The organism is Amycolatopsis sp. NPDC058278, assembly GCF_042881395.1.
Taxonomy (GTDB): Bacteria; Actinomycetota; Actinomycetes; order Mycobacteriales; family Pseudonocardiaceae; genus Amycolatopsis.
Window position 1 is genome coordinate 1 of record NZ_JBHVXZ010000148.1, and the last position, 21,585, is coordinate 21,585.

Consider the following 21,585-nt stretch of genomic DNA (forward strand, 5'->3'; position numbering starts at 1 on the left):
TGCGGGGTTTTTCCGGCCGACCCGACCGCCGGAGTTTTCAACGGACGCCAGGCCTTGTCAAGGCGGTAAAGCGTGCCTTGACACGGCCTGGCGTCCGCTGAAGCGGCTGCGTATCGGGTTGGCAGGGGGTGTGGTCGGAGGGTGGCGCTTCGCGCCGTGTGACTTCGGCATGTCCGCCGTCTTCGTGCCCTCCGGACAGGACATGTCCGGCCCTGTGAGCTGGGCGTCAAGAATTAGGCGCGGTGTCGTGGGCGCGTTACCTCCTTCTCACCGGCTGTGAGTTTGGGTGGCCGATGGTCGTGGCGTGACCGTGATGAGCGTCGATGTCACCCTCCTGCCCGAACCGTCGCGGCCGCCGCTGGCCGCCGTTCCGCCGCTTGCGCGGGCCCGGCGCCTTGCCGTTCTCGGGGATTCCACCGCCGTTGGGCTCGGGGATCCCCTCCCGCGGCGTGGGGGCTGGCGGGGCGTCGGTCCGCTGGTCGCCGCCGCGCTCGGGGTCGATGCGCGCGGCTACCTCAACCCCTCCTTCGCCGGGGCGCGGATGCGGTGCGTGCTCACCGAACAGGTTCCCGCCGCCGTCGCGCACCGGCCCGATGTGGCACTGGTCGTCGCCGGCATGAACGACACCCTTCGCCCGGACTTCGACGCCGCTCGCGTCGGCGCCGATCTCAGTGAGGTGATCCGGCGCCTCCGCGAGACCGGGACCACCGTGCTGCCCGTCCGCTTCCACGACCACAGCAAGGTCTTCCGGCTCCCGACGTCGCTGAAACGCGCTCTCAGCGCCCGCGTCGCCGAACTCAACGCCGCCATCGACGACGTCGTCGCCCGCGAAGGCGTGCCCTGCCTCGACCTCGACCGCCTGCCCGGCGCCTACGACCTGGCGTCCTGGAGCGTCGACCGGCTGCACCCCTCCGAACTGGGCCACCGGATGCTCGCGAACGGCTTCGCCGGGCTGCTCGCCGACGCCGGGTTCGCCGTGCCGGAACCGGTGAGCCTCACCTGCAGCGGCGGGGTCGAGCCGAGCACCACGGGACACGTGGGCTGGCTGGTGCTCAAGGGAATCCCGTGGCTGTGGCGCCGCGGCCGCGAATTCCTGCCCTACGCCGCCGCCATCATGTGGAACTCGTTCCGCGGCCGCTGAACACCCGCAGCGCTTCGGTGTCCGAAGCCGGGTTGCGGACGAAGAAGTCCGCCCACGCCTCGATGTCCGGGTACGCGCAGTGCTCCGCGAGGAACCGGCACGCCGCCTCGGCGTCGTAGTCCGTGCGCCGCAACCGGACGCCGTCGCCGAGCAGCGCCCAGTGCGCCCCCCTTGCCCCGTACGGCATGCCGACGCTGCCGGGGTTGACGACCAGCCGCCGGTCCGCGAGACGCACGAACGGCATGTGCGTGTGCCCCACGACGACGGTTTCCGCGGTCACGCCGTCGAGCACCTCCGCCCAGCGCTCCGGCGGGCTGTCGACGAGCACGATCTCCGTGTCGTCGCGCGGGGTCGCGTGGCAGAACAGCACGCCGTCCAAGGTCACCGTCAGCGGCAGCGCGTCGAGCACCGGCAGGTCGGCCGGACGCAGCTGCTTCGCCGCCCACGGGAAGATCGGGTCCGGGACGAACGAGCCGCCGGTGCGAGCGGATGCGGCCAGCTCGCGATCGGCGTTGCCGCGGACCCACACCGCGCGGTCGCCGAGCGCCTGGAGCCGCTCGAGGGTTTCGACGGGCATCGGCCCGGCGAGCAGGTCGCCGAGCAGCACGATCTTCTCCGCCGCCCGGACGTCCGGCTCCGCCAGGACCGCCTCCAGCGCCGGGAGGACCCCGTGGATGTCCGCCAGCACCGCCACGTTCACCGGTCCACCTTCGGGCACGCCGGGCGCCCCGGGCGAGCGATTTCGCCCAGGGCGCAACCGGCCTACTTCGTCGTGAGCGGCAGTTCGCGCACTCCGGTCATGTTGGGGTTGACCTGGAACTTCGGCGGCTCACCCGGGATCGTGCGCAGCGTCGGGTAACGGTCGAGCAGGATGTCCAGCGCCACCCGGCCTTCCAGGCGCGCGAGCGGCGCGCCGATGCAGAAGTGGATCCCGCGGCCGAACGCCAGGTGCGGGTTCTCCGCGCGCAGCGGGTCGAACGTGTCCGGGTTGCGGAACACCCGCTCGTCGCGGTTGGCCGCCGCCACCCAGCAGAGCAGCATCTGGTCGGCCGGCACGGTGACGCCGCCGACCTCGACCTCCCGCATGGTCACGCGGGCCACCGCCGCGAACGGCGTGAGGTACCGCAGCGACTCTTCGATCATCGGCGGCAGGAGCGAGCGGTCCGCGCGCACCCGCTCGTCCCACTCCCGGTGCGTGTCGAGGCACAGCACCGCGTTGCCGAGCAGCATCGTGGTGGTGATGTGGCCGGCCAGCAGCAGGATGTTCGCGAAGTTGACGACGTCGGAGCGGGACAGCCGTTCGCCGTCCAGTTCGGCTTCGACCAGCTTCGTCAGCAGGTCTTCCCGCGGTTGCCTGCGCCGCTCGTCGACGTGCACGCCGAGGTAGTCGGCGAGCGCTTTCTGGCCTTCCAGGGACGCCAGGATCGCCGCGTCCTGCTTTTCGTCCTTCTGCACCAGGGAAACCTGGTTGGCGGACTCGAACATCTTGTCCACCCAGCCCTTGAACAGGTGCCGGTCGCCGGCCGGGACGCCCAGCAGCTCGGCGATCACGATCACCGGCAGCGGGTAGGCCAGGTCCTCGACCAGCTCCAGCCGGTCCCCGGCCGGGATCGCGTCGAGCAGCTCGCGGGTGATCGCGGCGATCCTCGGCTCGAGGTCCGCCACCACCTTCGGGGTGAACGCGCGGCTGACGAGCTTGCGCATCTTGTTGTGCAGCGGCGGGTCGAGCTGCAGGATGCTGCCCGTCGAAATGTCGTAGTCGGGGTCCGGCATCATCTCCTTCGGGACCAGCCGTGTGGTGTCGGACGAGAACGTTGCCGGGTCGCGGAGGATCGTTTCGATCTCCGGGTGCCCGTAGACGTTCCACATCCCCAGTTCCGCGGCGAACTCGACGCGCTTGTCCGGTTGCTTGCCCCGCAGCCAGAACTGGGCCTCGTGGAGTCCCCAGGTGTCCGCCATCGTGGTGGTCATTTCCGCCCCTTTCCCCGTGTGGCCCCGGGATCAGCCGGGTGCCTTGGCGGGATCGTGTGCGTAGATCCCGTGCCGATAGCCCGAGATGAGCTCCTCGAGCGCCGAACTCAGTTCCGCCGCCACCGCCGCGACCACGGCCGGATCGGGCTCCCCCGGCGGTTCGAACGCGGTGCGGATGAGGTGGGCGAGCACGTCCGCCTTCTCCTGCAGGGGAATGCCCTCGAACTCGGCCGAAAGCGTGTCGCCCATGTAGAAGCCGAGCGTCGCGGCGTGGAGCGCGTAGTTCAGGTGGGGGACGTCCGCGCGGATCAGCCCGTGCCGGATCATCACCTCCTCGAACCGCACGCCCAGCTCGTCCTGCTGCTTCTTCAGGGCGACGTCGCCGAGCGAGCCGAGGATCTCGGCGTTGCCGCGCAGGATGGCCATCACCAGCGGACGGCGATGGGTGATCAGGAACGACCCCGGGATCATCCGGTGGGGCAGGATCATCGCCGGGTCGGTCTTGATCGCGGCCAGCAGCTCGTCGGTCAGATCGGCCGACTCCCGCATCATCAGCGCCTGGAACACCAGCTCCTTGGTCCGCCAGTGCAGGTACACGGTGCCCTTGCCGATGCCCACCGCGCGCGCGATGTCGTCGATCGCCACCTTGCGGTAGCCCATGCGCAGCAGCAGCTCGCCCGCCGCGTCCAGGATCCGGTCGGCACGCTCGCGGTTGGGATGGCTCATGCGGCTCCACCTGTGGTTTCGTTGAGCATTTGACTGGTTGACTGGAATCGCACTTCTGGTCAACCGGTCAACACGACGGTAGCGCCAATCCGGGGACCGGGGCAAGCGGTTCTGTCGGTGCGGTCGGTTAACGTCATCTCTGTGGCACAAGACGAGCTCTTCCCCGGCGACGCACTCTTCTCCGCGGAGCCGGCATCCCATCCAGCGAACGCCGACATCGCGCCTCCGCCGGAGCGCACGGAGTCGAACGCGGCCGAACCGCAGGCGGATCCGGCGAGCTCGCCCCTGGCCGTGCGGATGCGGCCGCGCTCGCTCGGCGAGGTCGTCGGCCAGCAGCACCTGCTGCGCGAAGGGGCCCCGCTGCGGCGGCTGGTGGAGGGCGCCGCGCCGGCGTCGGTGCTGCTCTACGGCCCGCCCGGCACGGGCAAGACGACGCTGGCCAACCTGGTTTCGATCGCCACCGGCCGCCGGTTCGTCGCGATGTCCGCGCTTTCGGCCGGCGTCAAGGAAGTCCGCGGCGTGATCGAGGAAGCGCGGCGGCGGCGCCAGTACAACGCCGAGAACACCGTGCTGTTCATCGACGAGGTGCACCGGTTCTCCAAGACCCAGCAGGACGCGCTGCTCGGCGCGGTCGAGGACCGCACGGTGCTGCTGGTCGCGGCGACGACCGAGAACCCGTCCTTCTCGGTCGTGTCCCCGCTGCTGTCGCGGTCGCTGGTGCTGCAGCTGCGCCCGCTGACCGACGCGGACATCAGGGAGCTGATCGAGCGCGCGCTCGCCGACGAGCGCGGTCTCGGCGGCGAGCTGACGCTGACCGAGGACGCGCGCGCCCACCTCGTCCGGCTCGCGGGCGGGGACGCCCGCCGGGCGCTCACCGCCCTCGAAGCGGCGGCGGACGCGGCGTCGGCCACCGAGGCCAAGACGATCGACCTGGCCATCGTCGAGTCCACAGTGGACAAGGCGGCGGTGCGCTACGACCGCGACGGCGACCAGCACTACGACGTGATCAGCGCGTTCATCAAGTCGATCCGCGGGTCCGATGTGGACGCCGCCCTGCACTACCTGGCCCGGATGATCGAAGCGGGGGAGGATCCGCGGTTCCTCGCGCGGCGCCTGGTCGTGCACGCCAGCGAGGACATCGGGATGGCCGACCCGACGGCCCTGCAGTCGGCGGTCGCGGCCGCGCACGCGGTCCAGTTCATCGGCATGCCGGAGGGCAGGCTGGCGCTGGCGCAGGCCACCGTGCACCTGGCGACGGCGCCGAAGTCGAACTCGGTGATCAAGGGCATCGACGCCGCGCTGGCGGACGTCCGCGCGGGGCTGGCCGGCACGGTGCCGCCCCACCTGCGTGACGGGCACTACGCGGGGGCGAAGAAGCTGGGCAACGCCCAGGGCTACCGGTACCCGCACAACGTGCCGGAGGGCGTGCTGGCGCAGCAGTACCCTCCGGACGAGCTGGTCGGCCGCGACTACTACGAGCCCACCGAGCGCGGCGCCGAGCGGACGCTCGCCGATCGCGTCCCCAAGCTGCGCCGGACGATCCGCGGCGACCGGTGAGCCGAGCGGAAGGATCGCCGGACCCTGATCACCTTCGCGGGCCGCGGCGGTCAAGATCATCGGGTTTCGTAAGCTGCACGCCTCGAAGGTGACCCGACCCCCCGGCAGGAGGCGTGCCCGTGCCCGCGACGCTGCAGTGCATCGTCCTGGACTGTCCGGAGCCGCTCGTGCTCGCCCGCTTCTACCAGGCCCTGCTCGGCGGGGAGGTCGATCGCCCCGACCCGCGGTGGCGCGTGGACGAGGACTGGTCGACCCTGCACGTGGACGGCATGGTCCTGGGCTTCCAGCGGGCGCCGGACCACCGGCCGCCGAGCTGGCCCGACCCGTCCTTCCCGCAGCAGTTCCACCTCGACTTCGAGGTCGACGACTTCCGCGAGTCGCACCACGTGGTCCTCGCCAACGGCGGCCGGCTGCTCGACCCCGACCTCGGCGGCCGGGGCTGGCGCGTCTACGCCGATCCGGCGGGCCACCCGTTCTGCCTCCTGGGTGACTACTGAGCGCGCGGGCGCGTCCCGGCTTCGGCACGATGGCGGTATGACTGTCGCGTTTCTCGGAACCGGGATCATGGGCGCCCCGATGGCGGCCAACATCGCCAAGGCGGGCCTCGAGGTCCGGGTCTGGAACCGGACCCGGGAAAAGGCCGAGCCGCTCTCCGACCTCGCCACGGTCGCCGATTCGGCGGCGTCGGCGGCCGAAGGTGCGGACACCCTGGTGACGATGCTCGCCGACGGCCCTGCCGTCGCTGAGGCGTTCGAAGCCGCTTCGCCTGCTTCGGGGACGTTGTGGCTGCAGATGAGCACGGTCGGCCTCGACTGGACCGACCGGCTCGCCGAGCTGGCGGAGAAGGCGGGCGTGGTGTTCGTGGACGCGCCGGTGCTCGGCACCCGGCAGCCCGCGGAGCAGGCGCAGCTGCAGGTGCTGGCGTCCGGCCCGGAGGAGGCCCGGCCCAAGGCCACCCCGGTGTTCGACGCGGTCGCCGTGAAGACGCAGTGGCTCGGCCCGGCGGGCCGGGGAAGCCGCCTGAAGCTGGTGCTGAACGCCTGGGTGCTGGCGCTGACCAACGCGACGGCCGAAAGCCTCGGCCTCGCCCGCGCGCTGGACCTGGACCCGGCCCTGTTCCTGGAGACGATCAAGGGCGGCGGCCTCGACGTCGGCTACGCGCACGTGAAGGGCGGCGCGATGCTCTCGGGCGAGTACCCGCCGTCCTTCCCCGCGGGCCTGGCGGCGAAGGACGCCCGCCTGGTGGTGGAGGCGGCAGCCGAAGACGTCGACGTGGCGGGCGCGAAGGCGGTGCTGGCCCACCTGGAGGCGGCGGTGGAAGCCGGCCACGGCGACGAGGACATGGCGGCGCTGTACCGCGCGGTGGTGAAGGAGCGTTAGAGGAGCGTCGCGAGCCGGTCCACGCCCAGGGCACTGGTCAGGAGGCGTTCCTTCGCGTTGCCCAGCAGCTTCCGCGTCCACGGCGTGAAGCCGCCGTCCCCCACTTCGGCGAGCTCGCCGCCGAAGGAGGCATACACCTTGAAGCAGAGGCCCTCGTAGTACCCGCGGCCGCCTTCGCGGTCCGGGAACGGGTGGACCGGCACGTCCGGCACCGTGTCGAGCAGGCCCTCGAACCGGGGGTCGAGCACGGTCACGCCCAGCTCGACCGCGGACGCGCCCAGTGCCCGGCAGGCCGCGGCCAGCAGCCGGGCGTGCTCGGCCAGGTGCTGCCGCTCGAAGGCCAGGTCGCCGGCGTCCCGGCCGGCCGTCACCGCGCCGAACAGCGAGAAGTGCGCGAACAGCCCCGCCGGGACCTGCTGGGCCCGCACCACGCGCTGCACCGCGGCCAGCCGGACGACGTCCTCCGCCGAGCGCCGGACCGCCGCCTCCAGGGCCAGGCCGGTGGTGGGGTCGGCGGCGACCTCGGTGCCGCGGCCGGTCGGCACCACCCGGTGCTGGGCCACCCCGGCCACCGCCGAATGGGTGCCGAGCGGGACGAGTGGTGACAGGGTCACCAGGTCGAAGCCCGTGGCCGCGCCGAGCGCGGCGTCTTCGACCCGGCGCAGCAGAGCGAACGGCAGCGGGCTCGGCGCCGCGAACCGGTCTTCGCGGTGGCGGCGCAGCACGTCGGGCCCGGCCAGCCGGGCCGCCCGCCGGCGGGCGATCTCCAGCTGCACCGTGGTCAGGTCGGCGCCGGACAGCCCGGCCAGCACGTCGGCCGCGGTCCCGCCCGGCCCGGCGAGGACCCTCCGGCCGGGTCCGCTGTCGTGTTCCATCGCCCAGGTGTACCGCGCGGCCCCGGCCCCGGGCGACGCGTTTTCCTGGCCCGGCGGGGTGACACGGTCGGGAACCCGGCCAGGCGGTAACCTCACCAGCACCCAAAGACCCGTGAATCGAAAACGCAGTCCCGTGAACCGAGGAGGGCCCGTGTCGGCAGGGCAGATCGCCGCGTTGATCGCCGCAGGAGCATTCGTGGTGCTGGTCGTCCTGCTGGCGATCCCGCTGATCAAGCTCGGCAAGACGCTGGACGCGGCCACCGAGGCGATCGAGCGCACCAACAGCAACACCGACCCGCTGCTGATCGGCGCGAACCAGACGATCACGCACGTCAACGCCCAGCTGGAGCGGGTCGACGGCATCACGTCGAACGCGCAGGCCGTGACCGGGAACGTCTCCGCGCTGGCGTCGGTGTTCACCGCGACCCTGGGCGGCCCGCTGGTCAAGACCGCGGCGCTGTCCTACGGGCTCAGCAAGGCGATCAAGGCGCGCAAGAAGAAGAGCGCGCTGAAGGCCGCGAAGAAGGCCGCGAAGTGAAGCGGCTGTTCTGGCTCGGCGTCGGCGTGGTCACCGGCGTCGTGCTGTCCCGCAAGGCCGCCGAAACCGCTCGTCAGGCCACCCCGGCCGGGTTAGCATCGAACCTGGGGGACGCCGTGCGCGAGCTGGCGGGCGCCGTGGGTTCGTTCGGCGCCGAGGTGCGCGCGGGCATGAACGAGCGGGAACAGGAGCTGCACGACATGGTCGAGGAGCGGACGGGCGTCACCGCGCCCCGCGCCGAAGGACGGCACGCCGCTGCCGCCCGGCGCCCGGTCCGGCGAGCTCGCCGGGCGGAGGGCTGATCCGGGCCTGCCCGGAACCCTTCCGCCGTCGCCGCCCGACCCCGTTCGTCGCCACCAGCACAAGGACTGACCCGTGGACACACACGAAATCACCGACCGCTTCCTGCGCCATTTCGAGGGCAGGGGCCACACGCGCGTGCCCAGCGCGCCGCTGATCCTCGACGACCCGAACCTGCTGTTCGTCAACGCCGGCATGGTGCAGTTCAAGCCGTACTTCCTCGGTGAGGCGCCGCCGCCGTACCCGCGTGCGACCTCCGTGCAGAAGTGCGTGCGCACGCCGGACATCGACGAGGTCGGCAAGACCACCCGGCACAACACGTTCTTCCAGATGGCAGGCAACTTCTCCTTCGGCGACTACTTCAAGGAAGGCGCCATCGAGGCCGCCTGGGAGCTGATCACCAAGCCCCAGGCCGACGGCGGCTTCGGCCTCGACCCGGACCGCATCTGGGCGACGGTCTACAACGACGACTCCGAAGCGGCCGGGCTGTGGCGCAAGCTCACCGGCCTGCCCGGCGAGCGCATCCAGGCCCGCGACGGCAAGGACAACTACTGGGACATGGGCGTGCCCGGTCCCGGCGGCCCGTGCTCGGAGATCTACTACGACCGCGGCCCGGCGTACGGCCGCGAGGGCGGCCCGGTCGCCGACGAGGACCGCTACATCGAGATCTGGAACCTCGTCTTCATGCAGGACGTCCGCGGCGACCTGAGCCCCAAGCTCGGGCACAAGCCGATCGGGGAGCTGCCGAAGAAGAACATCGACACCGGCATGGGCGTCGAGCGCGTCGCGACGATCCTGCAGGGCGTCGAGAACGTCTACGAGACCGACCTCGTGCGCCCGGTGATCGGCCGCGCGGAGGAGTTCTCGGGCCGCCGCTACGGGGCGAACCACGCCGACGACGTCCGCTTCCGCGTCATCGCCGACCACGCCCGCACCGGCGTCATGCTGATCGGCGACGGCGTCACCCCGGGCAACGACGGCCGCGGCTACGTGCTGCGCCGCCTGCTGCGCCGGATCATCCGCTCCACGCGGCTGCTGGGCGTGCAGGACCCGGTGCTGCAGGAGTTCGCGAAGGTCGTGCGCGACACGATGGGCCCGACCTACCCCGAGCTCGTCTCCGGCTTCGACCGGATCAACGAGGTCGTCCGGATCGAGGAGGAGGCGTTCCTCTCGACCCTGACGAGCGGTTCGCGCATCTTCGACATGGCGGCCGAGGAGACCAAGCGCGGCGGCGGCGACGTGCTGGCCGGCGACAAGGCGTTCCAGCTGCACGACACCTACGGCTTCCCGATCGACCTGACCCTCGAGATGGCGGCCGAGCAGGGCCTGACCGTCGACGAGGACGGCTTCCGCACGCTCATGAACGAGCAGCGGACCCGCGCGAAGGCGGACGCGGCGTCGCGCAAGACCGGCCACGGCGACCTTTCGGAGTACCGGAAGGTCCTGGAGCAGCACGGCGAGACCGAGTTCCTCGGCTACACCGACCTGCAGGCCGAGGCCAAGGTCGTCGCGCTGCTCGAAGACGGGCAGCCGGTCCGCAGCGTCTCCGCGGGCAAGAAGGCGGAGCTGGTCCTCGACCGCACGCCGTTCTACGCCGAGAGCGGTGGCCAGGTCGCCGACACCGGCGTGCTGCTCGGCGACGGCGTCGAGCTGAAGGTCCTGGACGTCCAGAAGATCGTGCCGGGCCTGTTCGTGCACCGCGTCGAGGTCGTCGACGGCGAGATCGGCCTGGACTCCAAGGTCACCGGCTCGGTCGACGCCCACCGACGGCTGTCCATCGAGCGCTCGCACTCCGCGACGCACCTGGTACACGCGGCCGTCCGCGGCGCGTACGGCAAGCGCGCGGCGCAGGCGGGTTCGCTGAACTCGCCGGGCCGCATGCGGTTCGACTTCACCACGCCGGGCTCGGTGTCGGCGGACGTGCTGACCGAGGTCGAGCAGGAGGTCAACGACTACCTGCAGACCAACGTCGAGGTGCAGAGCTTCACCACGACCAAGGACAAGGCGCTCGAACTGGGCGCGGTCGCGCTGTTCGGCGAGAAGTACGGCAACGACGTCCGCGTGGTCGACATGGGCGACTACTCCCGCGAGCTCTGCGGTGGCACCCACGTCGACCGGATCGGCCAGCTCGGCCTGGTCAAGCTCGTGTCCGACGCCTCCATCGGCTCGGGCGTGCACCGCGTCGAGGCGCTCGTCGGCACCGACGCGCTCAAGTACGTCCGCAAGGAGCAGCTGCTGGTCTCGCAGCTGGCGAACACCTTCAAGGTGCCGTCGGACCAGCTGCCCGGCCGCATCGACGACGTCCTGACCCGGCTGAAGAACGCCGAGAAGGAGATCGCCCAGCTGAAGACCCAGCAGGTGCTGGGCTCGGCCGGCTCGCTGGTCGACAAGGCCCAGGAGATCAACGGCGTCACGGTCGTCGCCGAGGTCGTCCCGGACGTCGACGGCAACGGCCTGCGCGCGCTCGCCTCCGACATCCGTGGCCGGCTCGGCGCGCGGCCCGGCGTGGTGGCGCTGTTCTCCCCGGCCGGCGAGAAGCTGAGCTTCGTCGTCGCGACGACGAAGGCGGCGCAGGACAAGGGCATCGCGGCGGGCAAGCTCGTGCCGTCGTTCGCCGAGAAGATCGGCGGGCGCGGCGGCGGGAAGCCCGACATGGCCCAGGGCGGCGGCACCAACCCGGCCGGTGCGGCCGAGGCGGTCACCGCCCTCCGTTCGGCGATCGCCGGCATTGGTTAACCGCGGAAACCGCGGCCCGGACCGGCCAGGAGAAGCCGATCCGGGGCGCGGCCGCCGGCTGGGCGTGGATGTCGGATCCGTCCGGGTCGGGGTGGCGCTGAGCGATCCGGCCCCCGTGCTGGCGTCGCCATTGGTTACCCTCTCCCGCGATGCGACCGACGACAGTGATCTGGACCAGCTGGCCGCCCTCGTCACCGAGCACGAGGTGGTCGAGGTGATCGTGGGCCTGCCGCGAACGCTCGCCAACCGGCAGGGTCCGGCGGCCGAGCTGGCCATCGCGTATTCTGAACGCCTGGCCGGGCGGATAGCGCCCGTGCCGGTCCGGCTGGGTGACGAGCGGCTGACCACGGTCACCGCATCCCGCATCCTCTCCCAGCGCGGGGTCAAAGGCCGCAAACAGCGTGCGGTGGTCGACCAGGCCGCCGCCGTCGAGATCCTGCAGGCCTGGATCGACGCCGTCGCTGCGCACCGCGCCCGGGAGGGAGACCGATGAACGAGCAGCCACCTGAGCCCCCACGCGGGCGCCGGCGACTGCGCGAGCCGGAAGCGGCCACCCCGCCGCCGTCCCGGCCCGCCGCGCGCCGCGCCGACCCGCGGGCCGCGGAAGCCCGCCGCACGCCGAGCGGGCAGCACGAGCTGCCGCCCCGCCGCGGGCAGGCACCCAGCGGCGAATACGACCTGCCCCAGCCTTCGCGCCGGACCCGGCGGGAAGAGCCGCCGGGCTACGACCCGCGCCGCGGCGCGCCGCAGCCCGGCCGTCGCCGCCTCGAGCCGCCGGCCACGCTGACCCCGGCCGACGCCGACCTCGACCCGCAGGAGCGACGGGCCGCCCCGGCCCGCGCCGCCCACGCCCGGCACGGCCTCGACGAGGGCTCCGAGATCGAGCAGCCGGCTCCGCGCCGGCGTCGTGGGGCTCCCGAGCCCGATGAGGGCCCGGAGATGGAACAGCCCGCTCCGCGCCGGCGTCGTGGGGCTCCCGAGCCCGATGAGGGCTCCGAGATCGAGCAGCCCGCCCCGCGTCGGCGTCGCGCGGGTCCCGAGCCCGACGAGGCCGAGGACGGGCCGCCCCGGCGTCGCGCCGTGCCCCAGCGGATCGAGCCGGCGCCCGCACGGCGGCGGCGCGCCGATCCCGACGCGGCCGAGCCCCCGCCGGGCCGGCGTGGCCCGGCACCCGAGCCGGCGGAGGCCGCCGGTCCGCCGGTCCGCCGCCGGGCCACTCCCGACGCGGCCGAGGCCGTCGATTCGCGGCGGCGCCGCGCGGTGCTCGATCCCGATGCCGACCCGCGTCGCGAACCGCCCGTGCGACGGGCCGTCCAGCCGGGTGACCGCTCCGCAGGCGTGCCCGAACCCGGCGCCGAGCCGCGCCGCCGCCCGCCGGCGCCCCCGGCGCGCGAAGAGCCGGTGACCGACGTCCTGCCCGCGCTGGCCCCGCCGCCCCCGGCCGAACCGCCGAGGGCGCCGCAGGAGGAGCCCGGGCTCCTCGCCGAGGACGACGAGTACGCGGACTACGACGAATACGACGACTACGAGGACTACGACGAGTCGGAGTACGACGAGGAGTACGACGACTACGCCGAAGAGCCGCGAAAGCCCCGGAAAAAGGGTAAGCGCGCCCTCGGCTGGGTCGCCGCGATCGCGGTGATCGCCCTGCTCGCCGGCGGCGCCTGGTACGGCTTCAACAGGTTCTTCGGCTACGACGACTTCGAGGGCGCCGGCAACGAGGACGTGCTGTTCCAGGTGGACGACGGCGACACGACGTCGGCCATCGGCGCCAAGCTCACCACCGCGGGCGTCGTCGCCAGCGGCAAGGCGTTCGTGAAAGCCGGCGAGGGCAACCCCAAGCTCGCCCGGGTCCAGCACGGCTTCTACGTGATGAAGTCGCACATGTCCGGGGCCAGCGCGGTCGATCGGCTCACCACCCCGGCCTCGCGGGTCGGGCAGCTGGAGATCCGGCCGTACACGCAGTTCGACGACATCACCCAGCCCGACGGCAAGGTCACGCCCGGCGTGTACAGCCTGATGGCGAAGGCGTCGTGCGCGCAGCTCAACGGCAAGAGCACCTGCGTCTCGGCGGACGACCTGCGCAAGGCCGTCGACGCGGCGGACCTGAAGCAGCTCGGCGTGCCGGACTGGGCGATCGAGCCCGCGAACAAGGCCGACCGCAAGGACCGCAGGCTGGAAGGCCTGATCGCGCCCGGCGTCTACGACGTCAAACCCGGGTCCACCGCGCCGGAGATCCTCGGGCAGCTGGTGCACAGCTCGGCCGAGGCGATCCAGAACGCCGGGCTGACCCCGCAGTCGACCGGTCCGGGGATGACGCCGTACCAGACGCTGATCATCGCCTCGATCATCGAACGCGAGGCGGTGAAGGCCGACTTCGGCAAGCTGTCGCGGGTCATCTACAACCGGCTGAAGATCAACATGCGGCTGCAGATGGACTCCACCGTCAACTACGTCCTCGACCGGCCGACGCTGCTGACCGACGAAACCGAGCGGGCGAAATCCGGTGCCTACAACACGTACAAGAACACCGGGCTGCCGCCGACGCCCATCGCGGTGGCGAGCCCGGACGCGATCAAGGCCGCGGTGAAGCCGCCGGACGGTGAGTGGATGTACTTCGTCAAGTGCGAGAAGAACGGCCTCTCCTGCTTCGCCGTCAGCAACGACGAGCACAACCGCAACCGGGACCTGGCCAAGGCCCGCGGTGTCATCTGAGGTCCGGAAGGCCGCGGTGCTGGGCAAGCCGGTGGCGCACTCGCTGTCCCCGGTGCTGCACGGCGCCGCGTTCGCCGCGCTCGGCCTGACCGGCTGGACCTACGAGCGGATCGAGACGAGCGCCGAGGAGCTCCCGGGCCTGGTCGAACGCGTCGGCCCGGAGTGGACCGGGTTTTCGGTCACCATGCCGGGCAAGCGCGCGGCCCTGGACCACGCGGACGAGGTGACGCCGCGTGCGGCCGCCGTCGGCGCGGCCAACACGCTGGTCCGCACCGCGCGGGGCTGGCTCGCCGACTGCACCGACGTCGAAGGTGTCACCGGCGCGCTGCGCGCCGCGGGCGGCTACGAGCCGGCCCCCGCGGACACCGCGGTCGTGCTCGGCGCGGGCGGGACGGCGGCGGCGGCGGTCGTCGGGCTCGCCGCCCTCGGGGTCCGGCAGGTGCGGCTGGTCGTGCGCGAACCCGCCCGGGCCGGCGAAACGCTCGATGCGGCGAAGCGGGCCGCGCTCGACGTCGACGTCCTGCGCTGGGCCGAGACGGACTTCGCGGCCTTGGGGTCCGCCGCGGTACTGGTGAACACCGTCCCGCCGGACGCGGTCGCCGCGCACGTCGCCGACCTCGCCGCGGTCGAGCACGTCCTCGACGTCATCTACCACCCGTGGCCGACACCGCTCGCCGAAGCGGTCGCGGCGCGCGGGGGCCGGCTGGCGACGGGGCTGGACATGCTGCTGCACCAGGCGTTCGGCCAGGCCGAGCACTTCACCGGCCGCCCGGCCCCGCGGGCGGCGATGCGGGACGCGCTGCGCGCGGCGACGGGCAACCTGTTGCCGCTGCCGATCGAATAAACCGCTTGCGCGCGTTGATAATCTGGTCGACTGCCTTGCTGAAGGGGGTCTATCGGAATGGCCGGTCAAGAAGCGCTGAGCGACGAAGAGGTCCGGAAGGCGTGGGTCGGCGAACCGCCGAAGCTCAACTCCACCGTCACGCTCGCCGACTACGACCCGGAGTGGCCGCGGCTCTTCGAGCGTGAAGCCGAGCGGATCCGGGACGCGCTGGGGGAGCGGGTGCTCGTGCTCGAGCACGTCGGCTCGACGTCGGTGCCGGGGCTGTGCGCCAAGCCGATCGTCGACATCCTCCTGGAGGTGCCGGACTCCGCCGACGAGGACACCTACGTCCCGGCGCTGGAGGCGGCCGGCTACCGGCTCGTCATCCGCGAACCGGACTGGGAGAAGCACCGCTGCTTCAAGGGCCCGGACACGAACGTCAACCTGCACGTCTACTCGCCGGGCAACGGCCAGACGCCGCGCTACCGCCTCTTCCGCGACCGCCTGCGCTCGCACCCGGAGGAGCTTGAGCTGTACGCGGCGAAGAAGCGTGAACTCGCCGCACGGGAGTGGAAGTACATCCAGCACTACGCCGACGCCAAGACGGAAGTGGTCGAGGAGATCCTCGGCCGCGCGCGGGCCGAGCAGGACGACGGCCACAGCGAGGCCTACGCCGAGCACGCGGAGAAGTCCGTCACCAACGCCTTCTACGACCGGCCGGCGATCCTCGACCTGGCCGGGGACGTCGACGGGCTGAGCGTGCTCGACGCCGGCTGCGCGGCCGGGCACCTGAGCGCGCTCCTGGCCGGCCGGGGTGCCGACGTCCTCGGCGTCGACTCGAGCGCGGGCATGATCGCCGTCGCGCGCCGCAAGTTCGGCGACGTCGCCCGGTTCGAGGTCGCGGACATCGCCCGGCCGCTCGCCGTGCCGGACGCCTCGATCGACGTCGTCACCGCGTCGCTCGTGCTGCACTACCTGGCGGACTGGGGCCCGGCACTGGCGGAGTTCCGCCGGATCCTCAAACCCGGTGGGGCGCTGGTGTTCTCGGTGCACCACCCGGGCGAGGACTGGCGGTGGTTCGGCAAGGAGAACTACTTCGAGCTCGAGCTGCTGGAGGACGAGTTCCCGCCCGGCCACCACGTCCGCTTCCACCGGCGGCCGCTGAGCTGGACGTTCCAGGCGGTCCGTGACGCGGGCTTCGCGGTGGACCGCCTGGTGGAGCCGATGCCGCTCCCCGAGGCCGAAGCCGCCGATCCGAAGTGGACGGCGAATCTGCGGACCAGGCCGCGGTTCCTGTACTTCCGGGCGGTCAGTCCCGCTTGGCGAGGTCCTGGATGAGGTCGACGATCTCCCGGCTGACGGGCCGGAACACCCGCAGCCGGGAGAGCGCCGCCAGCCGGGCCAGCAGCGGGACGCTGCGCTCGACCAGCATGCGGCTGCGTTTCGTGCCCGCCGAGCGGTCGTGCACCCAGAACAGCACCACGCCCATCTGGTAGAGCCAGAGCAGCTCCGGCAGCTGTTCGCGCAGTTCCGGGTCGAGCTTGACGTCGGAGCCCTCGACGACCTCGCGCATGAGGCCGATCGACGCTTCGCGAGCGGCCGAGGAGTCGTCGCTGAACGGGCTCAGCGGCGACTCCGGGTCGGCCGCGTTGACGAAGAACTGCGTGCCGAAGCGGTGGTAGGGCTCGGCGACGTCGAGCCAGCACAGCAGCACGGCCTTGAGGCGGGCCGCGAAGCCGGTCTCGCCGGTCAGCAGCAGGCGGGCCGCGGTCAGGTGCTGCCCGGCCATCTCGTCGTAGAAGCCCTGGATCAGCTGTTCCTTGGACGAGAAGTAGTAGTAGGCGTTCCCGACGGAGACGCCCGCTTCGGCGGCGATCGCGCGCATCGTCGTGCGGTCGTAGCCGTTCTCGGTGAACAGCCGCATCGCGGTCGTGACGATCAGGGACCGCGTTTCCTCGCTCTTGGCCACGCGCTGCACGTTAGCGCCGCGGCCGTCAGGGGGCGGGGAAGGGCGGGGCCTGCGGCATGCCGGGGTAGGGCAGCGGTACCGGCGCCGGCGGGGGCGGAGCCAGGTGGCGGCGCCGGATGCCGTTGAAGACCAGGACGTTGAGCAGGTGCATGACGCCGAGGACGAGCGCCACCGTGCCGATCTTGACCGACAGCAGCTCGAACACCCCGCGCGTGGTCAGCTCCAGGGTGCTGCTGGTCAGGAACAGCGTCACGAAGCCGAGGCTGACCAGGTAGAAGCCGACGACCAGCAGCTGGTTGACGGCGTTGGCCAGGCCGGGGCTGTCCGCGAAGACCTCGGTGAGGAAGGTGCGGCCGTGCTTGCTCAGCGTCCGGGCGACGAGCACGGTCAGCGGAATGCTGAGCAGCAGGTAGAGCGCGTAGGCGACGACGATCAGGTCCATGGGTACCTCCTTGTTTTGAACGTGTTCAGAAGTACCGTAGCGCGGCTTTTGAACGTGTTCAAGAGGCCTGTGTCACGTCCGTCGTCACCGCGCTGCCGACCGCCCCCGGGGCGGCCGGGGCGCGGCGCGTGCTCAGCGCGGCATCGAAAGCCAGTCCGCGATGTCGGTGACGACGGCCGGGTCGACGTGCTGCGGCGACTCGTACCCGGCGGCGGTGGACGGTCCTTCGCCGCGGAAGAACAGGTGGTCGTCGGCGTCGTGGACGCGGATCGTGACGTCGGGGTGCCGGGCCAGGCCCTCCCGCCAGCGCGCGAGGTCGCCGGCCACGGTCACCTGGTAGTCGCGGCCGCCCTGCAGGATGAGGATCGGCTTGTCCAGCCCGGCCGCGGTCGCGACCGGGTCGTAGCCGCGCAGGTCCAGCCAGTACGAGGCCGGCCAGCCGAACAGCAGGTCCGCCGCCGGCGTGGCGGGCGACAGGCCGGGGTCCTCGACGAGCGCCGCCTGCCGCGCGACCGACTCGGCGGCCGCCGTGGTGGCCGGACCGGGGTTCAGCTCGGCCAGGTAGCGGGCGACCCGGACGGCCGCCCGGCTCAGCGGCAGCGTGTCACCGGCCAGGCTGATCACGCCGGCGACCGACGGGTCGGCGGCCGCGACCCGGGGCGCCGCCTTGCCGCCGCCACTGAGGCCCAGGACGAACACCCGCGCCGGGTCCACCTTCCGCTGCCGCCGGAGCAGGCGGACGGCGGCGACCGCGTGCGGCACGTACTCGTCGGCCATCGTGAAGCCGGCCGCGGAGCCGGCCTCGGGGTGGACGTGGGTCACCTTGTCGAACCGGGCCACCGCGACGCCGCGGGAGGCCAGCCCCCACGCCAGGTCCTTGAACGGCTTGTTGGGCCCGGTCGTCAGGTCGCGGTCGGCGGGCCCCGAAGCGAGCAGCACCAGGCCCGGCCACGGGCCACGCCCCCGGGGACGGGTGATCGTGCCGGGCACCGCGAGCGGGCCGGCGCCGACGGTGACTTCGTGCTCGGTGAACCGGTCCGGCTCGGCGTAGGACGGCGGCTCCCACGTCGTGCCCGACGGCGGCGCGAGCCGGAGGCCGTGCAGCAGGCCGGCGTCGTCGACCGACATGACCACCGTGAGGCCCCCGTGCGCACCGGTCACCGGGACGCTCACCCGGACCAGCCCCGCCTTGGCCGGCTCGCTCACCGGGCCGCCGACCGCCCGGACCGGCCCGATCTTGGCGATTTCCGTCTCCCAGCCGACCCGGAGCGTCTCGGCGGACGCCGCCGCCCGCAGCCGCGGCGCGAACAATGCCTCGACCTCCGCATAGCGTCCCGTGGCCGCCATGCCGACGACCGCCGTGGCGACCGCCGCCGGACCCGTACCCGTCATCATCCCGACCTCCACCGTTCTCATGTTTTGCGAACGGTATCACCTCATGAGACTGTTGGGCAGTGGACACTTTGGAACTGCTGGGCCACCCGGCGCGGCTGCGGATCGTGCACGCCATGCGCGGCGGGCGGACGCTCACCACCGCTGAGCTCTGCGCGCTCCTGCCGGACGTCTCGAAAGCGATGGTCTACCGGCACGTCGACCTGCTCGCCGCCGGCGGGATCCTGGAGGTGGCCGACGAACGCCGGGTCCGCGGCGCGGTCGAGCGCCACTACCGGCTGTGCCGGGAACGGGCGTCCGTGGACCCCGGGGCGGTCGCGTCGATGTCGCTCGACGACCACCGGCGCGGATTCGCCGTGGCGGTGGCCGCGCTGGTCGCCGAGTTCAACGCCTACCTCGACCGCGCCGACGCCGATCCGGTGGCCGACCCCGTCGGCTACCAGCAACACGCCATCTGGCTCGACCGGGACGAACTCGCCGCCATGATCGGCGAACTGCGCGCCGCGATCCTCCCCCGGCTGGCCAACCCGGCCGCCCCCGGCCGCACCCGGTACCTGCTCAGCCCGATCCTCTTCCCCGGCGAACCACCCGCCACCGAGGCCGGCTGAACGGCCCCACCTACTACGGTGAGGCCATGCGGATCGCCATTCTCGACGACTACCAGAACGTCGCCCTCACCTTCGGTGACTGGGACTCGCTCAAGGCCGACATCACGGTCTTCACCGAACCCCTGACCGACGTCGTCAAGCAGCTGCAGGGCTTCGAAGCGGTGGTCGCGATGCGGGAGCGCACCCGCTTCCCGGCCGCGGTGTTCGACGCCCTCCCCGACCTGAAGCTGCTGGTGAGCACGGGCCAGCGGAACGCGGCCATCGACGTCGCGGCCGCGCGGCGCAACGGCGTCGTCGTGTCCGCCACCGGCTACCTCGGGGAGCCGACCGCCGAGCACACCTGGGCGCTCATCCTGGCCGCGTCGCGGAACCTGCCGCAGGAGTTCCGGTCCATGCGCGAGGGCGGCTGGCAGACGTCGGTCGGCACCATGCTGCACGGCAAGACGCTCGGCCTGCTCGGCCTCGGCAGGCTCGGCGCGGGCGCGGCGAAGATCGGGCAGGCCTTCGGGATGGAGACCATCGCCTGGAGCCGGAACCTGACGCAGGAGAAGGCGGACCCGCACGGCGTCACCGCGGTGACCAAGGACGAGCTGTTCGCCCGGTCGGACGTATTGTCCATCCACCTGGTCCTCGGCGAGCGCACCCGCGGCCTGGTCGGGGCGGCCGAGCTCGCCGCGATGAAGCCGACGGCGCTGCTGGTGAACACCTCTCGCGGCCCGATCGTCGACGAAGCGGCGTTGGTGGACGCGTTGCGGCGCAAGGAGATCCGCGCGGCCGCCCTGGACGTCTACGACACCGAGCCGTTCCCCGCCGACCATCCACTGAGGACACTGGACAACGCGGTCCTGACGCCGCACATCGGCTTCGTCGCCCGCGAGGTCTACGAGATCTTCTACGGCGACGCGGTCGAGGACATCGCGGCCTACCAGGCGGGGGAGCCCATCCGCGTCATGGCGGAGTGAAGAAGGTGTGCGGCCCGCCGGGGCCCGAGGTCCCCGCACCGGCCCTGCGGCGGGCCTGCACCTCTTGATGACACCACTTCGGCGAGGGCGGCGGCAGGGTCTTTGGACCCTGCCGGTGGCGTCCGTTCGGCTGGTCGGCCCGCCGCGGCTGGTCGTGAGTGAGAAACCGGGTGCTGACCCGGTTTCCCGCTGACGACCGCGTCAGGGGAATGGCACGGTCACCAGGGCGCCCGAGGCCGCGCAGGCCTTGCCGGTCGCCGCGCCCGCGGCGAAGAACGCGTCCGGCTGCCGCAGTGGCGAGCCGGCCGGCGGCAGCCGGTCCGCGCCGGGACAGCTGATCGGCGCGGAGCCGCGTCAGCTCGCCGGCGCCGTCCGCGCCCGGGCCGCCGAAGTTGACGAACAGCGAGCCGGGCCGCCGTCCCGGGTCACCCGCCGGCAGCCGGATCACCGACCTGCAGCACCGGGACCGCGGCGCCGTTCGTGCCGAGCGCCGGGGGTACCTCAGGCGCTTGCGGGGAGAGCGTGGGCGGGGCAGGCGGCGAGCAGCAGGAGGGCGGCGAGGAAGAACCGCTTCACGCGCCCAGTTCCGCCAGGACGGCGTCGGTGTAGCGCGGCCAGACCTCGGCGGCCCACGGGCCGAACGCGCGGTCGGTCAGCGCGACGCAGGCCGCGCCCGCGTCCGGGTCGACCCAGAGGAACGTGCCCGACTGGCCGAAGTGGCCGAAGGTCCGCGGCGAGCTGTTCGCGCCGGTCCAGTGCGGGCTCTTGTGGTCGCGGATCTCGAAGCCGAGGCCCCAGTCGTTGGGCTTCTGGTGGCCGAACCCGGGCAGCACGCCGGACAGCCCGGGGAACACGACGTTCGTCGCTTCGGCCACCGTGGCCGGGTCCAGCAGCTTCGGGGCCTGCAGCTCGGCGGCGAAGGCGGCCAGGTCGTCCACAGTGGACACCGCGCCGGCCGCGGGCGAGCCTTCCAGCGTGGTCGAGGTCATGCCGAGCGGGGCGAACAGCGCTTCGGCCTGGTACTGCGCGAACGGGATGCCGGAGTGCTCGGCCAGCGCGTCGGCGAGTTGTTCGAACCCGGCGTTGGAGTAGAGCCGCCGCGTGCCGGGTGCGGCCATCGCCTTGTGCGCGTCGAAGGCGAGCCCCGAGGTGTGGGCGAGCAGGTGCCGCACGGTCGAGCCCTCGGGCCCGGCCGGGGTGTCGAGCTCGACGACGCCCTCTTCGACCGCGATGAGCGCGGCGTAGGCGGTCAGCGGCTTGGAGACCGAGGCCAGCCGGAACGTGCGCGCGGTGTCGCCGTGGCTGCCCACGACGCTCCCGTCCGCCGCCACCACGGCCGTCGCGGCGTTGTCCACCGGCCACTCGTCGATCAGGCGCACGCTCTCCATGGGCCCCAGCCTACGAAACGCCGCGAAGGCCCCCGCACCGGCTGTCGGGGAGCCGGTGCCTG

General features: G+C 72.4%; 21 protein-coding genes. 13 read left to right on the forward strand and 8 right to left on the reverse strand.

Annotated features, from left to right (window positions below; all coding sequences use genetic code 11):
• Nucleotides 1-313: 313 nt before the first annotated feature.
• Entirely contained in the window at nt 314-1,141 is an 828-nt protein-coding gene (locus ACFVYA_RS43490; protein WP_387053658.1) for an SGNH/GDSL hydrolase family protein, read from the forward strand.
• Here the strand turns inward: ACFVYA_RS43490 and ACFVYA_RS43495 are convergent.
• The 3 genes from ACFVYA_RS43495 to ACFVYA_RS43505 all read right to left on the reverse strand — a co-directional run bounded on the left by ACFVYA_RS43495 (nt 1,113) and on the right by ACFVYA_RS43505 (nt 3,838).
• The gene (locus ACFVYA_RS43495; RefSeq protein ID WP_387053631.1) at nt 1,113-1,841 is read right to left on the reverse strand and encodes a metallophosphoesterase family protein; all 729 of its coding nucleotides are present in this window, start codon (nt 1,839-1,841) and stop codon (nt 1,113-1,115) included. The two genes, ACFVYA_RS43490 and ACFVYA_RS43495, sit on opposite strands and share 29 nt — an antisense overlap.
• Before the next feature lie 62 nt (nt 1,842-1,903).
• Nucleotides 1,904-3,112, reverse strand: coding sequence for a cytochrome P450 (locus ACFVYA_RS43500; RefSeq protein ID WP_387053633.1), 1,209 nt, complete (start codon nt 3,110-3,112; stop codon nt 1,904-1,906).
• A gap of 30 nt (nt 3,113-3,142) precedes the next feature.
• Nucleotides 3,143-3,838, reverse strand: a complete 696-nt coding sequence (locus ACFVYA_RS43505) for a TetR/AcrR family transcriptional regulator (protein ID WP_387053634.1) — start codon at nt 3,836-3,838, stop codon at nt 3,143-3,145.
• A gap of 141 nt (nt 3,839-3,979) precedes the next feature.
• Between ACFVYA_RS43505 and ACFVYA_RS43510 the strand changes: the two genes are divergently transcribed.
• From ACFVYA_RS43510 to ACFVYA_RS43520, 3 genes are all read left to right on the forward strand, one after another.
• Nucleotides 3,980-5,395, forward strand: a complete 1,416-nt coding sequence (locus ACFVYA_RS43510) for a replication-associated recombination protein A (protein WP_387053636.1) — start codon at nt 3,980-3,982, stop codon at nt 5,393-5,395.
• Between the two features lie 119 nt (nt 5,396-5,514).
• Nucleotides 5,515-5,892, forward strand: a complete 378-nt coding sequence (locus ACFVYA_RS43515) for a VOC family protein (protein WP_285989971.1) — start codon at nt 5,515-5,517, stop codon at nt 5,890-5,892.
• A 37-nt stretch (nt 5,893-5,929) separates the two neighbouring features.
• Nucleotides 5,930-6,775: an NAD(P)-dependent oxidoreductase gene (locus ACFVYA_RS43520; protein WP_387053638.1), complete on the forward strand. Its 846-nt coding sequence runs from the start codon at nt 5,930-5,932 to the stop codon at nt 6,773-6,775.
• Here ACFVYA_RS43520 and ACFVYA_RS43525 read toward each other — a convergent pair.
• A complete protein-coding gene (locus ACFVYA_RS43525) occupies nt 6,772-7,650 on the reverse strand; it encodes a hypothetical protein (RefSeq protein WP_285989973.1) in 879 nt (292 codons plus the stop codon). The genes ACFVYA_RS43520 and ACFVYA_RS43525 overlap by 4 nt on opposite strands.
• Nucleotides 7,651-7,801: 151 nt before the next feature.
• Here ACFVYA_RS43525 and ACFVYA_RS43530 point away from each other — a divergent pair, with 151 nt between their 5' ends.
• The 7 genes from ACFVYA_RS43530 (at nt 7,802) to ACFVYA_RS43560 (ending at nt 16,100) form a co-directional block, all read left to right on the forward strand.
• The gene (locus tag ACFVYA_RS43530) at nt 7,802-8,188 is read left to right on the forward strand and encodes a DUF948 domain-containing protein (RefSeq protein ID WP_086678291.1); all 387 of its coding nucleotides are present in this window, start codon (nt 7,802-7,804) and stop codon (nt 8,186-8,188) included.
• Nucleotides 8,185-8,490, forward strand: a complete 306-nt coding sequence (locus tag ACFVYA_RS43535; protein ID WP_091308341.1) for a hypothetical protein — start codon at nt 8,185-8,187, stop codon at nt 8,488-8,490. The genes ACFVYA_RS43530 and ACFVYA_RS43535 overlap by 4 nt, the downstream gene beginning before the upstream one ends.
• Nucleotides 8,491-8,563: 73 nt before the next feature.
• Nucleotides 8,564-11,224: an alanine--tRNA ligase gene (gene alaS, locus ACFVYA_RS43540; RefSeq protein ID WP_387053641.1), complete on the forward strand. Its 2,661-nt coding sequence runs from the start codon at nt 8,564-8,566 to the stop codon at nt 11,222-11,224.
• A 64-nt stretch (nt 11,225-11,288) separates the two neighbouring features.
• On the forward strand, nt 11,289-11,717 hold the full coding sequence (gene ruvX / locus ACFVYA_RS43545; RefSeq protein ID WP_020645192.1) for a Holliday junction resolvase RuvX: 429 nt from the start codon (nt 11,289-11,291) through the stop codon (nt 11,715-11,717).
• On the forward strand, nt 11,714-13,939 hold the full coding sequence (gene mltG, locus ACFVYA_RS43550) for an endolytic transglycosylase MltG (protein WP_387053643.1): 2,226 nt from the start codon (nt 11,714-11,716) through the stop codon (nt 13,937-13,939). The genes ruvX and mltG overlap by 4 nt, the downstream gene beginning before the upstream one ends.
• A complete protein-coding gene (locus tag ACFVYA_RS43555) occupies nt 13,929-14,783 on the forward strand; it encodes a shikimate dehydrogenase (RefSeq protein WP_387053645.1) in 855 nt (284 codons plus the stop codon). Before mltG ends, ACFVYA_RS43555 begins: the two co-directional genes overlap by 11 nt.
• Nucleotides 14,784-14,840: 57 nt before the next feature.
• Nucleotides 14,841-16,100, forward strand: coding sequence for a GrpB family protein (locus ACFVYA_RS43560; RefSeq protein ID WP_387053647.1), 1,260 nt, complete (start codon nt 14,841-14,843; stop codon nt 16,098-16,100).
• On the opposite strand, the gene ACFVYA_RS43565 is transcribed toward ACFVYA_RS43560, so the two are convergent.
• The 3 genes from ACFVYA_RS43565 to ACFVYA_RS43575 form a co-directional block, all read right to left on the reverse strand.
• Nucleotides 16,072-16,731 (reverse strand): TetR/AcrR family transcriptional regulator, encoded by a 660-nt coding sequence (locus ACFVYA_RS43565; protein ID WP_285989978.1) that lies wholly within the window; start codon nt 16,729-16,731, stop codon nt 16,072-16,074. The two genes, ACFVYA_RS43560 and ACFVYA_RS43565, sit on opposite strands and share 29 nt — an antisense overlap.
• Before the next feature lie 25 nt (nt 16,732-16,756).
• Nucleotides 16,757-17,173, reverse strand: a complete 417-nt coding sequence (locus ACFVYA_RS43570; protein WP_387053650.1) for a hypothetical protein — start codon at nt 17,171-17,173, stop codon at nt 16,757-16,759.
• A 132-nt stretch (nt 17,174-17,305) separates the two neighbouring features.
• A complete protein-coding gene (locus ACFVYA_RS43575) occupies nt 17,306-18,589 on the reverse strand; it encodes a hypothetical protein (protein WP_387053652.1) in 1,284 nt (427 codons plus the stop codon).
• A gap of 38 nt (nt 18,590-18,627) precedes the next feature.
• Here ACFVYA_RS43575 and ACFVYA_RS43580 point away from each other — a divergent pair, with 38 nt between their 5' ends.
• Nucleotides 18,628-19,173, forward strand: coding sequence for a helix-turn-helix domain-containing protein (locus ACFVYA_RS43580; RefSeq protein ID WP_387053653.1), 546 nt, complete (start codon nt 18,628-18,630; stop codon nt 19,171-19,173).
• 26 nt (nt 19,174-19,199) lie between these two features.
• Nucleotides 19,200-20,135 carry a D-2-hydroxyacid dehydrogenase family protein gene (locus tag ACFVYA_RS43585; protein WP_387053655.1) on the forward strand — a complete coding sequence of 312 codons (936 nt, stop codon included), beginning with the start codon at nt 19,200-19,202 and terminating at the stop codon, nt 20,133-20,135.
• A 572-nt stretch (nt 20,136-20,707) separates the two neighbouring features.
• On the opposite strand, the gene ACFVYA_RS43590 is transcribed toward ACFVYA_RS43585, so the two are convergent.
• Nucleotides 20,708-21,523 (reverse strand): serine hydrolase domain-containing protein, encoded by an 816-nt coding sequence (locus tag ACFVYA_RS43590; protein ID WP_387053657.1) that lies wholly within the window; start codon nt 21,521-21,523, stop codon nt 20,708-20,710.
• Nucleotides 21,524-21,585 lie beyond the last annotated feature (62 nt).

Bases quoted from the DNA above. Each gene is read 5' to 3' on its own strand.
- ACFVYA_RS43490 (WP_387053658.1), top strand. From the start codon at position 314: ATGAGCGTCGATGTCACCCTCCTGCCCGAACCGTCGCGGCCGCCGCTG.
- ACFVYA_RS43500 (WP_387053633.1), bottom strand. From the start codon at position 3,112: ATGACCACCACGATGGCGGACACCTGGGGACTCCACGAGGCCCAGTTC.
- ACFVYA_RS43505 (WP_387053634.1), bottom strand. From the start codon at position 3,838: ATGAGCCATCCCAACCGCGAGCGTGCCGACCGGATCCTGGACGCGGCG.
- ACFVYA_RS43520 (WP_387053638.1), top strand. From the start codon at position 5,930: ATGACTGTCGCGTTTCTCGGAACCGGGATCATGGGCGCCCCGATGGCG.
- ACFVYA_RS43525 (WP_285989973.1), bottom strand. From the start codon at position 7,650: ATGGAACACGACAGCGGACCCGGCCGGAGGGTCCTCGCCGGGCCGGGC.
- mltG (WP_387053643.1), top strand. From the start codon at position 11,714: ATGAACGAGCAGCCACCTGAGCCCCCACGCGGGCGCCGGCGACTGCGC.
- ACFVYA_RS43560 (WP_387053647.1), top strand. From the start codon at position 14,841: ATGGCCGGTCAAGAAGCGCTGAGCGACGAAGAGGTCCGGAAGGCGTGG.
- ACFVYA_RS43570 (WP_387053650.1), bottom strand. From the start codon at position 17,173: ATGGACCTGATCGTCGTCGCCTACGCGCTCTACCTGCTGCTCAGCATT.
- ACFVYA_RS43575 (WP_387053652.1), bottom strand. From the start codon at position 18,589: ATGAGAACGGTGGAGGTCGGGATGATGACGGGTACGGGTCCGGCGGCG.
- ACFVYA_RS43585 (WP_387053655.1), top strand. From the start codon at position 19,200: ATGCGGATCGCCATTCTCGACGACTACCAGAACGTCGCCCTCACCTTC.
- ACFVYA_RS43590 (WP_387053657.1), bottom strand. From the start codon at position 21,523: ATGGAGAGCGTGCGCCTGATCGACGAGTGGCCGGTGGACAACGCCGCG.